The organism is Bacillus marinisedimentorum, assembly GCF_001644195.2.
Lineage (GTDB): Bacteria > Bacillota > Bacilli > Bacillales > Bacillaceae_O > Bacillus_BL > Bacillus_BL marinisedimentorum.
The window spans coordinates 1-15,558 of sequence record NZ_LWBL02000018.1; the positions used below are offsets into that span (position 1 = coordinate 1).

At 46.1% G+C, this 15,558-nt stretch carries 12 protein-coding genes; 2 read left to right on the forward strand and 10 right to left on the reverse strand.

All coding sequences use genetic code 11. The features are described 5' to 3' along the window. The first annotated feature begins 410 nt into the window (after positions 1-410). Positions 411-1,966 (forward strand): IS3 family transposase gene (locus tag A4U59_RS20795; protein ID WP_106406303.1). Its coding sequence is split into 2 segments (ribosomal slippage): positions 411-1,050 and positions 1,050-1,966, totalling 1,557 coding nucleotides; the frame shifts between segments, so codons are not numbered across the junction. Between the two features lie 284 nt (positions 1,967-2,250). Here the strand turns inward: A4U59_RS20795 and A4U59_RS05750 are convergent. From A4U59_RS05750 to cyoE, 9 genes are all read right to left on the reverse strand, one after another. After that, positions 2,251-3,450, reverse strand: coding sequence for a GNAT family N-acetyltransferase (locus tag A4U59_RS05750; RefSeq protein ID WP_083270679.1), 1,200 nt, complete (start codon positions 3,448-3,450; stop codon positions 2,251-2,253). A gap of 301 nt (positions 3,451-3,751) precedes the next feature. After that, on the reverse strand, positions 3,752-4,207 hold the full coding sequence (locus A4U59_RS05755) for a DUF420 domain-containing protein (RefSeq protein ID WP_066176317.1): 456 nt from the start codon (positions 4,205-4,207) through the stop codon (positions 3,752-3,754). A gap of 72 nt (positions 4,208-4,279) precedes the next feature. Further along, a complete protein-coding gene (ctaG, locus tag A4U59_RS05760; protein WP_066176320.1) occupies positions 4,280-5,179 on the reverse strand; it encodes a cytochrome c oxidase assembly factor CtaG in 900 nt (299 codons plus the stop codon). 195 nt (positions 5,180-5,374) lie between these two features. Beyond that, positions 5,375-5,503: a hypothetical protein gene (locus A4U59_RS22350; RefSeq protein WP_281183451.1), complete on the reverse strand. Its 129-nt coding sequence runs from the start codon at positions 5,501-5,503 to the stop codon at positions 5,375-5,377. A gap of 24 nt (positions 5,504-5,527) precedes the next feature. Then, entirely contained in the window at positions 5,528-5,869 is a 342-nt protein-coding gene (ctaF, locus tag A4U59_RS05765; protein WP_066176323.1) for a cytochrome c oxidase subunit IVB, read from the reverse strand. Between the two features lie 3 nt (positions 5,870-5,872). Continuing rightward, positions 5,873-6,493 carry a cytochrome (ubi)quinol oxidase subunit III gene (locus A4U59_RS05770; protein ID WP_066176326.1) on the reverse strand — a complete coding sequence of 207 codons (621 nt, stop codon included), beginning with the start codon at positions 6,491-6,493 and terminating at the stop codon, positions 5,873-5,875. After that, positions 6,493-8,358, reverse strand: a complete 1,866-nt coding sequence (gene ctaD / locus A4U59_RS05775) for a cytochrome c oxidase subunit I (protein WP_066176328.1) — start codon at positions 8,356-8,358, stop codon at positions 6,493-6,495. The genes A4U59_RS05770 and ctaD overlap by 1 nt, the downstream gene beginning before the upstream one ends. Positions 8,359-8,382: 24 nt before the next feature. Further along, positions 8,383-9,420: a cytochrome c oxidase subunit II gene (gene coxB / locus A4U59_RS05780; RefSeq protein ID WP_066176331.1), complete on the reverse strand. Its 1,038-nt coding sequence runs from the start codon at positions 9,418-9,420 to the stop codon at positions 8,383-8,385. A 73-nt stretch (positions 9,421-9,493) separates the two neighbouring features. Then, entirely contained in the window at positions 9,494-10,432 is a 939-nt protein-coding gene (gene cyoE, locus A4U59_RS05785) for a heme o synthase (protein WP_066176333.1), read from the reverse strand. 424 nt (positions 10,433-10,856) lie between these two features. Between cyoE and A4U59_RS05790 the strand changes: the two genes are divergently transcribed. Further along, a complete protein-coding gene (locus tag A4U59_RS05790; protein ID WP_066176490.1) occupies positions 10,857-11,807 on the forward strand; it encodes a COX15/CtaA family protein in 951 nt (316 codons plus the stop codon). Between the two features lie 289 nt (positions 11,808-12,096). On the opposite strand, the gene pyc is transcribed toward A4U59_RS05790, so the two are convergent. Continuing rightward, complete coding sequence (gene pyc, locus A4U59_RS05795; protein ID WP_066176335.1) at positions 12,097-15,552, reverse strand: pyruvate carboxylase; 3,456 nt, start codon at positions 15,550-15,552, stop codon at positions 12,097-12,099. Positions 15,553-15,558 lie beyond the last annotated feature (6 nt).

Here is a 15,558-nt window from a genome sequence, read left to right on the forward strand (position 1 = left end):
GGCCTTTTCAGGAACGGATAGCTTGATTCGTTCCCTTTTTAGTCCTCCGAAGGCATTTTCGGAAACGTATAGGCGTTAGCGGGGATTCCTGCAGGAAAGCGGTTTCTCTTCCGACGGGATCACCGCTTTGGGCGATAGCAGCTGGCGCCTGGAACTGGACACTAATCTTACTTGATTCACTTATACTTTCTTACCTTATAAAGAAACGCGCCGTTGACGAGCCTTTAGGCGAAGACAGAGGCGTAGCTGCTCTTATTTATATTCTTAAAATTGGCCATTGCGTCGAAAAACTCCCTTGCTGACGACGGATACTTTCCTATATGGTAAATAAAAACGCTCTGAGTTTGATATGCTCCCCCTAAGGTAGACAGGTTAAAAATAAAACTTGTTTATCTTAGGGGGAGCTTTTTATGGGTAGAAAATCAATTACTCCAGAATATAAGCTTGAAGTACTAAAAATGTGGGAGGATGGCAAGTATTCCTTAGCTGCCATTGCAAAAAAGTATAAGGTGTTTGAGTCCACTATTAAAGAATGGAAATATAAGTTTGATACGTATGGGACCGAAGGCCTTAAAGAAGCCTCTACCTGGAAACCATACACCCGTGAGTTAAAGCAGTCCGCCATAAACGATTACCTTTCCGGTCATTATTCATTGCGTGATGTTGCCAGGAAGTATGAAATATCAAACGAATCCGTCCTCAGGAAATGGATTAACAAGTATAATAGTCATAGAGAATTGAAGGATACGAAAGGAAGGACAAGCTCTATGGCTAAAGGGAGAAAAACGGCTTGGGATGAACGTATTCATATTGTCCTTGACTGTTTGGGGAACGGAAAGGATTATCAAAAAACAGCAGAGGCCTATGAAGTCTCTTACCAGCAAGTGTATCAGTGGGTTAAGAAGTATGAAGATGGTGGAGTTGAAGCGCTTAAAGATAAACGGGGACAGAAGAAAGAAGAAGCTGAATTAACCCCGGAAGAAAAAATCAAGCTTCAGATGAAGAAGTTGGAAAGAGAAAATGAACGACTACGTGCGGAGAATCTATTCTTAAAAAAGTTAGAGGAACTCGAAAGGAGGCGAAAGTAAGCCACATCCCTTATAAAGACAAGTACATCGCAATCCAGGAGCTTAATGCGGATGAAGATATAAGTATTGTTTTACTATGTGATATCGCTGGGATTACACGAGGTGCTTACTATAAGTGGTTAAACCGTATACCTTCTGCACGTGACCTTCAGAATGAGGAAATCATAAGAGAGATGAAGGCTCTCCATGAGGAATTGGAAGGTATCTATGGCTATCGTCGAATGATGATGCATATCAATCGAAAGCTCGGACAGAGCTTCAACCACAAACGCTATTATAGGCTGATGAGGGTGGTCGGTTTACAGTCGGTCATACGTCGAAAGAAGAAACGTTATAAGCCTTTCAACCCCGAACATGTCGCCGAGAATGTATTAAACCGTGAATTCAAGGCTGAAAATCCAAATGAAAAATGGGTAACAGATGTCACGGAATTCAAATATGGTTCCACAAAGAAAGCTTACCTAAGCGCTATTTTGGATCTGTATGACGGCTCAATTGTCAGCTATGTCCTAGGACATTCCAATAACAATCTCCTTGTGTTCAAGACGCTTGACCTGGCAACAGAGCAACTGGGCAGGAGCCGGCTCCTACTACACAGTGATCGTGGATTCCAGTATACCTCTCATGGCTTTAAGCGAAGGATTGATGAAGCCGGGATTACTCAGAGCATGTCACGGGTAGGCAGATGCATTGATAACGGGCCCATGGAATCCTTTTGGGGAACACTTAAAAGCGAGAAATATTATTTACATAAGTATGAAACGTTTGAAGAGCTCTCTCAAGCGATAGAGCAGTATATTCATTTCTATAATCATGATCGGTACCAAAAACGACTAAACGGCCTTAGCCCTATTGAATATAGAGCCAAAGCCGCTTAGACTACTTTTTATTATTTCCACTGTCTACTTGACAGGGGGCAGTTCAGTTCATACACTCGGAGCGTTTTTCTATACTTATTATCATGCATTTCTCCTTGCCGGTTCTGTTGGTATAACTAATGTTGTTTTCGTTCGATTTGAAAATTTGCACTTCAAAACTGAACCCTTTAATGAGAAATCTGGAGGTTTATTTTTGTTTTTTTCCTTGTGATAACAAAAATCCCTTACTGACAGCTAGTGAATCATAAAAATGAGCGCTTTTTCTCCAGGACGGAATGCTCCCGCTAAAAAAAATCATTGAAAAACGGCGTGTATTCCGGCAGCATCTCTGCCAGCATCTCCACATCCTTTTTCGGTCCAATTACCTTCCCAGTTTCATATAAGAAAGAAGGTTCCTGATATCCAAACAATACTGCGGCCAGTGTCTGGATATCAAGTGACAGCCCCCGTTTAGGCAGATGAGTGCATGAACTGCCTGTACTGTTGTTTTTATGGGTCGTCACAGAAAAGCTGCCGTTATCATAGCAAATCTGGAAGGTGGCGTCGTTCCAGTCGGCAAACCCATCGGTCACATGCAAGAACAGGTTCCCTTTTCCGGGTGGAATTCGGAAAGAATACTCTTCCAGCGTTTTTCCCGCGTCCACAATCCGGGCCATAAAATAGGGTTTCGTTTCAATCAACATCCGCGGATTTTCGAAAAGAAATGAAAACTCCTGGGCATCAGGCAGCGGAACCTCCACTGACTCTGCCATCGAATCATGCTGCCTGATAAACGTAAGCAGACCAAGCAAGCTCTCGATGTCAAGATGGACCATTTCATGGATGATCATTTTCTCATCCTTTGTATAATATAGTATGTAACCGCCCGGCGTCCCATCAGCCCGGTAATAGACGGCGGCCTGATCGTTGTTTTTTGTAAAGACACGGGTGTTCCACCATGTATCGGTTCTGACAAGCATTCCATTGTATTTGCTTGCGTACTGGCTATATATCTCATTCAACAAGCCAATTTTCCTGCCCGTCCTTTCAATCCGGCCATCCATCTTTTTAAATTGGCTGAACCTGTCCATGGCAATTTTATATTTTTTATACTGGACAAATGTTTCCCATCCATAACGTCTGTAAAATTCAAATTTGAACGGGTGCAGCATGGATATTGCATAACCAGTCTCTTTCAACCGTTTCAGGCTGTTTTTCAGCAGGCTCTCGACATGGCCGCTGCGCCTGTATTCCGGCCATGTTGCCACAGCAGAAACTCCGCCCATCTTCCACCGTTTTCCGGCAAGGTATATTTCAAGGTCCAAAATATGCAGCTTAGAAGCCAGTTTTCCGTCTGCTAGCGAACCCCATACCTCTTCATATGATAGCCGTTCAAGTCGTTTTTCTTTTTCATCATCTGTAAGTGTATATTGAAATGCAAACTGTGATAAGGCCAGCACTTCATCCATCTCGTCACGTTCAATCTTCCTAATCTTCTCTTCCAATGTAATCCCCCTCCCGCTTCATAATCTATTCAACGGAAAACACGGCAATTCCTTCATGTCCTCTTTCCGATGCATCGCGGTTATACACCCGTTTTTATTTAGGACGCACCCTGGTCCGGACAGGGCGTAAATTCACGGACAATTCCTCTTCACCGCTTGCTCCGCTGAAAAGAAGAATCCATGGATGCTTCCAAAGGGAAACAAGAACGGGTGTCGCACGTGTGCAGCGGGTAACAACAGCCAGAATTAACAGAGCCTTGCGGTAAAAAAGGCATTGCGGCTTATGCCGCAATGCCTCAGATCAGCCTAGAATTGCTTTGATCATGCTCGTCGTCGCTCCGCCTTCATAAATAATATACAGAAGGAGGTATACAGCTACACCGGTGATCGCCGTAAAGAACCAGATGATGCTTGTCCACGGCCCTATTTTCCGGTGCCTGCCAAGGTTATTTTTATAGCCGCTGTATAGTGACACGAGGCCGAATACTCCGCCGGTAGTGGCCAGCACAATATGGAAAATCAAAAATGCCGTATAATACTTCTTGATGCTGTCAGGTCCTCCGAACTCCGTATTTCCGACAAAGACGGTCCTCGAAACATATATGATGAAGAACAGCAAAGCAAAGACACCGGCTGCCGTCATCACTTTCTTATGCGCTTCCACACGGCGGCGGGAAATCAAATACCAGCCGATGGCGATCAGCACCGCACTGATTACGATAAAAGATGTGCTTATGGTCGGCAAAATTATCCCCATACTCCTACCCCATTTCTGCTGCTGCTAGAGTTAAAGTGAAAAATACTGCTGCCTTAGGCAGGATTGCCGGGCTTACAGCACCGGCTTCATGTTATTGATCTCTTCCTGTTCCTCTTTACGTTCACGGCGTGACCAGGCGAAGAATGTATACCCGATTGCCATTCCGTAAATGATTTCCTGCATGAATTTCATCACAATACCGCCGAGCTGCTGATCCTCCATAATCGGGAATATCGAAAACAGTTCCGGTCCGCTGATAGATAGTCCGGAAAGCGTACCGGCCGGCACGCACAACTTCAGCGATTCGGTAAACAGGGCCGGATCGGTGAAGGTCGCAAATAGCGGGGTTTCCGCAAAAATGAGGAGTGCACATGCCGGGGTAATAAGGACTCCATTCGCGAACATATATGCAATTTTTTTGAGCTCGCTCAATCGTTGCCATTCCGGCAATGGATCTACGATAAGCCACCACATGGCCAGTGCGAATATGAACAGCACTGTTGTATATATACCGTGGACCCACATATCAGTCTTCACTCTGTCAAACACTTGCGGTAAATGATATAAAGAGAAAAATCCGTTGAATAACAGTATGGCCAGCAGCGGATTTGTCAAAAACCATACTGATTTCTTAAGCGGTCTAAAATTGAACATCCATTTGATAAACCATGCAGGCGTACCAAGCAGCAAAAGCGGCGGAATCGCCAGATAAAGAAGAGCCATCTGGGTCATATGCATGCTGAACATGAGATGCCCCATCAAATCCATCGGTGAACCCTTCACGATGTATAAAAGAGCAACACCTGATAAAAAATAAATTTTCTTTTTTACGGGAACCGGTTCCGATCCCTTAAATTTATGCAGCCACGGACCTGTTATAAGCAAGTAACCGGCAGCAAGCAAGACCATTGCGAAAAAGTAATACGGACTCCAAAGTGCACGGAAACCGAACAAATCAAGTGCTAATCCCATTTTAGCTCACCTCTTGCAGTAAAATCATTATATAAATATATAAACCTCGGGAACCATTAGAACGTTCTGATGTCTTAATCTCAAATCCAAAATGGCTCAAGATATACCAATGACTACTTTCATATACCACTTTATCATGGTCAGCATCTTGAAATCCAAAAAAACGGCTTCCATATGACTTTGGCCAAATACTATTCAGATATTAGTCTTGATGAAAAAAGCCGGTGTTTTTAAAAAACGGCCCTCAGCTATACTGATTGCATAACCGGGGCCGATTTTACCAGTCATTAAAAACATACTGACTTCAGCATACCATATCCACATTCAAATGCATGGTTCCGTCTACTGTCACCACCAGACAATAAGCATCAAAGCGGCAACTGTCACAACACCCATGAAAATGCCTGAAAAAATAAACAATGCAGGGGCCTCATGGCCTTTATGGTTCATATGCATGAAGTAATAAAGCTGAAAGATGACCTGGACAGCCGCCAGCAGCAGGATGAAAGGCACGGCGAAAGTTGCCGAAAACGTTTCATAACCGACGACCAGAAATGCGATGATCGTAAAAAAGATCATCATTGAGAAAGTGACAAGCTGATATTTCATTTCCTGCTTCCGCTTCTGTTTTTTATAGGCAGCCATTTGGCCGCCGCCTTCCTGTGCAGTTGAATTGCTGTTTGACGCCATGTTTTATCCCACCTTTCCCATCAAATAGACGACTGTGAAGATGAATACCCATACAACGTCGATAAAGTGCCAGTACAGACTTGCAACGTAAAACTTAGGGGCATTGTAGAGCGACAGTCCCCGTTTTGCGTTTCTTACCATCAACGTCACAATCCACAGGACACCGAAAAGGACGTGGGCGCCGTGAAATCCGACGAGCGTGTAAAACGCTGAACCGAACGCACTGCCTGTGTACGTATGGCCTTCATGGACGTACTCGACAAACTCGAAGATTTCCAATCCGAGGAATGTGAAACCTAATAGAACAGTAATGCCGAGCCAAAGCTGCATTTTTTTAAAGTCGAAATTTTTCATGTGATACATTGCATATACACTTGTCAAGCTGCTTGTAAGCAGGATCATCGTCATTAAAAACGTCATCGGCAATTTAAAGAGCTCTTCAGCCGGAGGTCCTGACATATGCTGGCCTTTTAGAGCAAGATATGTTCCGAAAAGGGAAGCGAAGAGAACCGTCTCTCCGCCGAGGAAGAACCAGAATCCTAAAAACTTATTTTTGCCTTCAAGGGTGGCACGCTCGGGTTCTTCCGGAAAATTTTGAGCATTTAATGTCTCTTCTGTTTGCATTACACCCTCGCCCCCTTATCCGCTTTTTCAAGATCTTCTTTATGAATATGATATCCGTGATCATCCTTGATGGACCGGATAAACATCGATCCGAAGGTAATCAGCAAGCCGGCTACAGCTACAAACAGCCAGGCCGAATTTTCGGTTCTGTACATGAATCCAAAGGAAGCGACGAACAGACCAAGAGATATCATAAATGGCAGGAATGATCCGTTAGGCATATGGATATCATCAACCGGTTCTGCCGGAGAAATGCCTTCCTTGCCATCCATTTTTTCTATCCACAGAGCATCCAAACCGCGAACAAGCGGAGTCTGCTTGAAATTGTATTCAGGAGGTGGTGAAGAAATCGACCATTCGAGCGTCCTGGCATCCCATGGGTCATTTCCTGCAACTTCTCCTTTAAGTGCTGTTTTCACAACGTTGTAAAGGAACAGAATCCCGCCAATTGCCATCAGGAATGCACCGATCGAACTTACAAAGTTCCCGGTTTCAAGCCCCTGTCCCGGAAGGAACTTCCAGATACGGCGCGGCATACCCATCAAGCCAAGGAAGTGCTGAATAAAGAATGTCAAATGGAATCCTATAAAGAAAACCCAGAATGTCCACTTACCGATTGTTTCATCAAGCATCTTACCGAACATTTTCGGCCACCAGTATGTCAGCCCGGCAAAAATGCCGAATACGACGCCGCCTACGATGACATAGTGGAAGTGAGCGACAACAAAGTAACTGTCATGGTACTGGTAATCAGCTGCTGCTGCCGCCAGCATGACACCTGTCATACCGCCGATTGTGAAAGTCGGGATGAAAGCGAGAGACCAGAGCATTGGTGTCGTAATCCGGATAACCCCGCCCCACATTGTGAAGAGCCAGTTGAAAATTTTGATTCCGGTCGGTACCGCAATCGCCATGGTTGCCACAGCGAACAGCGCATTGGCAACCGGGCCCATGCCGACTGTGAACATGTGGTGAGCCCACACCATGAAGCCCAGAAAACCGATCAGGACAGTGGCGAAGACCATTGCTGAGTAACCGAATAGACGTTTTTTCGAAAAAGTCGGGATAATTTCAGAGAACACGCCGAACGCCGGCAAGACGAGAATATAGACTTCCGGGTGTCCAAAAATCCAGAATAAATGCTCCCAGATCATATGGTTACCGCCAGCGGCAACATTGAAGAAGTTGGCACCGAACATACGGTCAAACATAAGCAGGAACAGTCCGACTGTCAAAGCCGGAAAGGCAAACAAAATAAGAGCGGATGTTACAAACGTTGTCCAGGTGAACAGCGGCATGCGCATATATGTCATGCCAGGAGCACGCATATTGATGATTGTCACAAGGAAGTTGATCCCTGCAATCAAAGTACCTGCACCTGAAATTTGCAGGCCAAGCACATAAAAATCAATGCCATGTCCGGCGGACTGGTTTGAAAGTGGAGCATACGCTGTCCATCCGGCATCAGGTGCACCGCCGAGGAACCAGCTGAGATTCAGCAGTACGCCGCCGAATACGAACAGCCATAGGCCCAAAGAATTCAAAAACGGAAACGCTACGTCACGCGCACCGATCTGAAGCGGCACAACGGCATTCATCAATGCGAAAATGAGCGGCATCGCCGCAAGGAAAATCATCGTCGTACCGTGCATAGTCAAAATTTCATTGTAAAGTCCGGCACTGATAAAGTCACTGTCCGGCACAATCAGTTGAATACGGATAAAAAGGGCTTCAAGTCCGCCGAGCAGGAAAAAGAATCCTCCCCAGATCAAGTACATGACCGCAATTTTTTTATGGTCCACCGTTGTCAGGTAGTCCCACAGCACGGCGCCGAAGCCTTTTTTCTGAGCTGTTGCTGTACTCACGTTTTTACCTCCCTGTCTTAATTATTATTTCTTTTCTTCAGTGACCTTGAGCCCCATCAGATAATCAACGAGGGCATCAAGTTCTTTGTCGTCAAGTTCATCATATTGGCCGGTCATCTTGTTGCCCGGCTTCACTGTTTCAGGGTCTTTCATCCATTTGCGGAGATTTTCTTCATTATGCTCAAGAATTCCCGCAATTCGTTCACGCTCACCGAAATTTGTCAGGTTGGGACCGAGATTCCCGCCCTCTTCTCCAACAGCATGGCAGCCTACACAGCTCTGCTGGAAGATCTCCTGGCCGGCCTTCGCTGTTTCTGTCTGAGGTTCTGAAGGGCCTGCTTTCATTTTTTCAGCCCATGCATCAAATTCGTTTCTGTCGACGGCTTGCACTTTGAAGTCCATCAACGCATGAGAAGGGCCGCATAACTCAGCGCACTTCCCTAAATAAGTGCCTTCTTCTTTCGCATGGAGCGTCATGGTGTTGTTGTTTCCATCACCCGGGTTGGTGTCCATTTTACCGCTCAGGGCAGGAACCCAGAATGAGTGGATAACATCCTGTGACTTCAAGTTGATTATGACCTCTTCCTCAGCTGGTATGTAAAGATCCTGTGATGTCTTGATTCCGAGGTCTGGATAATCGAACTCCCACCAGTATTGATAAGCGGTGACATCCACCACGACTGTATTTTCCGCTTTTTTCTCGGTATCCGCCAGCTTGAATGTGTATGCGACTGTCGGTACTGCCAGAATCAAAAGCAATAAGATTGGGATGACTGTCCAAATAATTTCCAGTGTGTGATTTCCTTCGACCTGTTTCGGGATTTTGTTTTCGTCCCCTTTTTTGGCCCTGAATTTCATAATGACAAACGTATAAATCACCATTACAACGAGGAATACGCCAGCCATGATCGCCACACTGATAAGCATAAGGTCGTACTGCATTTCTGCTCCTACACCTTTTGGCTGCAAGGCAGAAAGGTACGGATCGCCACATCCTGCTAGTATTAGCGCCAGCATGCCGAAAACGGCAAACAGGCGCCATTTCTGATGCCATCGTTTCATAATATCATCAAACCCCTCTTTCCTAATTGATTGTCTGCCAAAAAATATATGTGAATATTTAGGACATCCTTAATTAAAACATTGTCACAATAACCATAGATACGAACAGAATAGTCAAATAGTTCAAAGAATAAACGAACATAAGCGTCGCCCACTTCACTTCATCTTTCATAAAGAATCCGTAAATGCCGAGGGCGAGCCAGCCGAATCCGAGAATCGCCGCAATGGCAAGGTACACCGTCCCAAGGGAATAAAGATAAAATGGGATAGGCAGCAAGCAGGCGACATATACGACAATCTGCCTTTTGGTGATCTGGAAACCGTGGACGACCGGCAGCATCGGTATACCCGCTGCACGGTACTCATCAACACGCCTCATGGCAAGCGCCAGAAAATGCGGAGGCTGCCAGAGGAACATGATAAGAAACAAAATCCAGGCAACCGGGTGAAGTGACGGGTCAATGGCTGCCCAGCCGATCAAAGGCGGCACCGCCCCGGAAATGCTTCCAACAATTGTGTTAAGTGTGTATTTCCGCTTAGACCACATTGTATAGAGCACAACATATGAAAATAAACCTATCAGGCCAAGCACAGCGGCTTCAGGCGAAGCTGCCGCCAGGACACCGGCACCAAGCAGCGAAAAGGCCAGTCCGGTAAGCAGCACCCGCTGTGAATCCATTGCACCCGTAACGGTCGGCCTCTCTTTTGTGCGTTCCATCAATGGATCGATATCACGGTCAATGAAGTTATTCAGCGTCGCACTTCCTGCAATGATAAGAGCAGTGCCGATCAAAGCGAGCGCAACTGTAAGGATATTGTCAATAAAGTTTTGGCCTGTAAAATACAGGGCGAGCCAGATACCAGTAAATGTAGTGATCAAATTGGAATTGATGATGCCGATTTTGATCAGGGCAAGAAAGTCCTGCCAGGAGGCTGACAAGTTCACCCGCTGATTGATGTCCGTACTCTCCAATACAGGGCCGGAGCGGGCGGCTGCCCGTGAGTTCTCCATTCCATATTCCTCCCTTATCCGTATGTTCCCGGAAACCGTTTCCATTAACACATCGAAACTATTATTTCGGAAAACTTTTCATTTTGTTCCTATCTTTTATTCATTTAAACACAGGAAAAGAATTTTTCGTGAAAAGTCTGTGAACGTTTTGTTACAATTCTATATTTACACCATAATTATAGCATTAATAGAGAATAAATCACCAACAAAAACCTTTCTGCGGAAAGAATCTTTTCCCTTCTTAGTTCTAGCAGACTCAGCCCCAACTTTCAACCTTTTTTACTATAAGCACGATAATAATTATTAAATAATAATTTTAAATTTCTGTCATTATCCGGTATTTCCTCTTTCTCTTTGTGTTTTTCACTAAAATTTTATATGATGAGAAAGAATGGCGACATGGTATATCAGGAAGGTGAATAAATTGCAGCATGCCTTAAAAATATTTTCAGTATTAACATCAATTGCAATGCTTTTTGTACTGCTTGGCGGTGCCCTTGTAACCAAAACCGGTTCAGGTGCCGGATGCGGTGATTCCTGGCCGCTCTGCCACGGCGAACTGATTCCAAGCAATATTACATTTGAACTTGTTATCGAATTGAGCCACCGCCTGGTATCTGGCGGAGCGGCAATCATGGTCACGGTTCTTGCGATCTGGTCCTGGAGAACGATCGGCCATGTAAAAGAAACAAAACCGCTGGCCCTGTTGGCTGTCTTTTTCCTGTTTCTGCAGGCCCTCATAGGAGCAGCGGCAGTCATGTGGGGACAGTCGGATGTGGTGCTCGCGCTGCATTTCGGCATTTCGCTCATTTCCTTCGCGGCCGTTTTGCTGCTGACATTGCTTATTTTTGAGGTCGATAGGAAATTTCGTGCCGATAAAATCTTTATTGACCGTAAGATGCGCAAGCATATTTTCAGTGTAACCATTTATACGTATCTTGTCGTATATACTGGTGCCCTTGTCAGGCATAAAGCTGCAAGCCTCGCCTGTATGGGCTGGCCGTTATGCGGCAGCGGCGATGCCCCTCTTCTGCCCCAGAACTCCGGCCAATGGATTCATCTTGGCCACAGGGCGGCGGCCGGAATTCTCGTCATCTGGATTGCTGTTATGGCCTGGTATGCATACAGACGGTATCGGGATGTGAAGGTGATCTACTACGGCTGGCTTTTATCATTGGCTTTGATTTTGATGCAGGCAACCAGCGGAGCTTTCATCGTATTCAGCAAGTTGAACCTGGGCATCGCACTGATTCATGCCCTGATCATTTCCTGCCTGTTCGGGGTTCTTTCCTACCTCGTCATGCTGGCGGTCAGGAGCAGGAAGTCGGAAAAAAAGAAGATTCAAGAGCATCCCAGCCATAAGAAATGGGCATGACGCCCGTTCACTGGACACGGCTGAACCAGGTGATAAACTGCAAACTCTTCTCTGAACAAATGCGCAAGGCGCCCGCATAGCGGCGTACGCAATAGCGGGATCCCGCAGGGAGGTGCGTGCTCTTTCCTCCCTGCGGGGCCCCCGCTTATGACGATAGCCGCTGGCGCCTGGAGCTGGACGATTTCCCTTCTGGCTTTTTATCCACAATACTTGAATTTTATAATTTCCTTAACAATGAAAAAACGGATGGCCCTCAGTGATTTGAAGGTCCATCCGTTTTTTTTTAGCATCATTCCATTTCAATCAACAGATCCTGTGCCTGTATAGCTTCGCCGTCTTTAACGAACACATCTTTCACTTTTCCGGCAAATGGGGCCTGAACGGTCGTTTCCATCTTCATGGCTTCTGTGATCATGAGATGATCGCCTTTTTGGACTGTCTCACCTTTTTCCACCAGCACTTTTATGACGGTACCCGGCATGGAAGCCCCGATATGGCTCTGATTGGCCCGGTCCGCTTTCGGCCTTGCAGTAACTGCCGTCTTGACCGACTCATCTTTCACTACGACTTCACGCGGCTGTCCGTTCAATTCAAAGTAAACTGTCCGCGTGCCATCCAGCTGTGCTTCCCCGATTGAGATCAATTTGACAATAAGCGTTTTCCCTTGCTCAATTTCAACATTGATTTCCTCGCCAAGGCGCATTCCGTAGAAGAATGTCGGGGTGTCAAGGACCGACATATCACCATTTTGCTCATAAAATGCTTCATAATCCATGAATACTTTCGGATAAAGTGCATATGCCAGCAAGTCGAAGCTTGTTACCGGCCTGTCCAGTTTATGGTAAAGAGTTTCTTTCAATTCGTCGAAATCAACCGGCTCGAGGTTTTCCCCCGGTCTGCCTTCAAGCGGCGTGCGCCCTTTCAGGATGATCTGCTGCAGTTCACGGGGAAAGCCTTGATACGGCTTGCCAAGATAACCTTGGAAGAACTCAACGACTGAGTCCGGAAAATCAAGGCTGTCACCTTTTTCATACACATCGTCCTCAGTGAGGTGGTTCTGCACCATATACAGAGCCATATCTCCCACAACTTTGGACGAAGGGGTCACTTTGATAATATCCCCGAACATATCGTTCACCCGGCGGTACATTTGCTTCACTTCATCCCAGCGGTCATTCAAGCCGACAGCTTTAGCCTGCTGCTGGAGGTTGCTGTATTGACCGCCTGGCATTTCATGAAAGTATACTTCCGTATTCGGTGCATCCATGCCGCTCTCGAAGTCGCTGTAGTAATCCCTGACGTCTTCCCAGTAATGGGAGAGCGATTCCAATGCGTTAATGTCAACCTGCGGCTGCCGTTTATGATGCTGCAGCGAATAATACAGAGAGTTCGCGCTCGGCTGGGATGTAAGGCCTGACATCGAGCTCATTGCTGTATCAAGAATGTCCACACCCGCGTCAACAGCCCTAGCATACGTATAGATTCCGTTTCCGCTCGTATCGTGGGTGTGCAGGTGAATTGGAATATCCACCGTCTCCTTCAACTCGGAAACGAGCCTGTATGCAGCTTCCGGCTTCAGCAATCCTGCCATATCTTTGATGCCAAGTATATGCGCACCGGAACTTTCCAATTCTTTTGCCATATTTTTATAATAGTCGATATCATACTTCCTGCGGGAAGGATCCATGATGTCCCCTGTATAGCAAATGGCGGCTTCCGCTATTTTTCCCGAATCCCGCACAGCATCAATGGCAAGCGTCATCCCTTTTACCCAGTTCAAACTATCGAAAATCCTGAAAACATCTATGCCGGCATATGCTGACTTTTCAACAAACATTTTGATGAGATTATCAGGATAATTCGTGTATCCGACAGCATTCGATGCCCTAAGCAGCATCTGAAACAGCACGTTCGGCGCTTTTTCCCTCATGGACAAAAGCCTATCCCACGGACTTTCCTTAAGGAACCGGTAGCTGACATCAAAAGTCGCTCCTCCCCACATTTCCATGGAAAAAAGTTCCGGGACCATCTTTGCTGTCGGCTCGGCCGCTTTTAAAAGGTCATACGTCCTCATTCTTGTTGCAAGCAGAGACTGATGGGCATCCCTGAAGGTCGTATCTGTAAGCAAAACTTCATGCTGATCTTTCACCCAGGCTGCAAGACCATCAGCACCGCGTTGATCAAGGATTTGTTTTGTACCGGATGGGAAATCTTCCGACCGCTTATATGAAGGAATGCGGGGCTTGCTGAATAGCGGTTTCTTTTTGTTTTCAGTGCCATCAAATCCATTGACAGTTGTATGCCCTATGAATGACAGCATCTTTGTCCCTCTGTCTTTCCGTTTTGGGAATACAAACAGCTTCGGCGTGGTGTCCACAAATGATGTATTATATTCCCCGTTCATGAACTGGTCATGCTTGATGACATTTTCCAGAAATGGAATATTTGTTTTAACCCCCCTTATTCTAAATTCTTTTAAGTTTCTGATCATTTTGCTTGCAGCATGTTCAAAAGTCAGCGCCCACGTAGAGACCTTTACGAGAAGTGAGTCGTAATGCGGGGTAATTACCGCACCCTGATAGGCATTTCCAGCATCAAGCCTTACACCGAAACCGCCGCCGCTGCGGTAAGCCATGATTTTGCCTGTATCCGGCATAAAATTGTTTGTCGGATCCTCTGTTGTAACCCGTGACTGGATCGCATAACCCCTTATTTTAATGTCAGACTGATGCGGAATGCCCACTTTATCACTGTGGAGTGCATGGCCTTCAGCAATGAGGATTTGCGACTGGACAATATCGACTCCGGTAATCATTTCCGTAATTGTGTGTTCAACTTGTACGCGGGGATTCACTTCAATAAAATAGAATGATCCGTCTTCCGTGACTAGATATTCCACTGTCCCGGCATTGATGTAGTCGACGCTGTTCATCAGCTGAACTGCCGAATCGCATATTTCCAGCCTGGCCGAGTCTGCTAGTGACTTGCTTGGTGCCACTTCAACAAGCTTTTGATGGCGGCGCTGTACGGAACAGTCCCTTTCATACAGATGGACAATATTGCCGTCGTGGTCCCCCAGAATCTGCACTTCGATATGTTTCGGATTTTCAACAAACTTTTCAACGTATACTTCATCGCTCCCGAATGCTGCCCTCGCCTCGGAGCGGGCTCTGTCATACGATTCTTCAAGTGCGGCCTCGCTGCGCACAATCCGCATGCCTCTGCCGCCGCCGCCAAGAGCGGCTTTGATGATGATCGGATAACCGTGCTCCCGGCCGAAATCTCTGACTTCATCCAGTGATGTTACAGGTCCGTCCGTCCCCGGAATGACCGGAATGCCAGCCTTGACCGCCTGCTGGCGCGCTTTTACTTTATCGCCAAAAACATCAAGGTGATTAGTTTTCGGTCCAATAAAAATGATTCCTTCTTCTTCACACCGCCTCGCGAAATGAATATTTTCCGAAAGGAAGCCATATCCCGGATGAATGGCGTCCACGTCATTTGCTTTCGCCGTTTCAATGATACTTTCAATATCCAGGTATGCATCGATCGGCTTTTTCCCCTCGCCGATCAAATAAGCTTCATCCGCCTTGTAACGGTGGTATGAACCGTTGTCTTCATTTGAATAAACCGCAACCGTCCGGATTCCAAGCTCCGTACAAGCCCGGAAAACACGTATGGCAATTTCGCCGCGATTGGCAACAAGCACTTTCTTGATTCGGACTTCTTTTTCTTTTCTGCCCATTATGTT

Coding starts and splice junctions, on each gene's coding strand:
- ctaG (WP_066176320.1), bottom strand. CDS start 5,179: ATGGGATTAGCACTTGATTTGTTCGGTTTCCGTGCACTTTGGAGTCCG.
- A4U59_RS05770 (WP_066176326.1), bottom strand. CDS start 6,493: ATGCAAACAGAAGAGACATTAAATGCTCAAAATTTTCCGGAAGAACCC.
- A4U59_RS22350 (WP_281183451.1), bottom strand. CDS start 5,503: ATGTGGATATGGTATGCTGAAGTCAGTATGTTTTTAATGACTGGTAAA.
- pyc (WP_066176335.1), bottom strand. CDS start 15,552: ATGGGCAGAAAAGAAAAAGAAGTCCGAATCAAGAAAGTGCTTGTTGCC.
- ctaF (WP_066176323.1), bottom strand. CDS start 5,869: ATGGCGTCAAACAGCAATTCAACTGCACAGGAAGGCGGCGGCCAAATG.
- A4U59_RS05755 (WP_066176317.1), bottom strand. CDS start 4,207: ATGGGGATAATTTTGCCGACCATAAGCACATCTTTTATCGTAATCAGT.
- coxB (WP_066176331.1), bottom strand. CDS start 9,420: ATGAAACGATGGCATCAGAAATGGCGCCTGTTTGCCGTTTTCGGCATG.
- cyoE (WP_066176333.1), bottom strand. CDS start 10,432: ATGGAGAACTCACGGGCAGCCGCCCGCTCCGGCCCTGTATTGGAGAGT.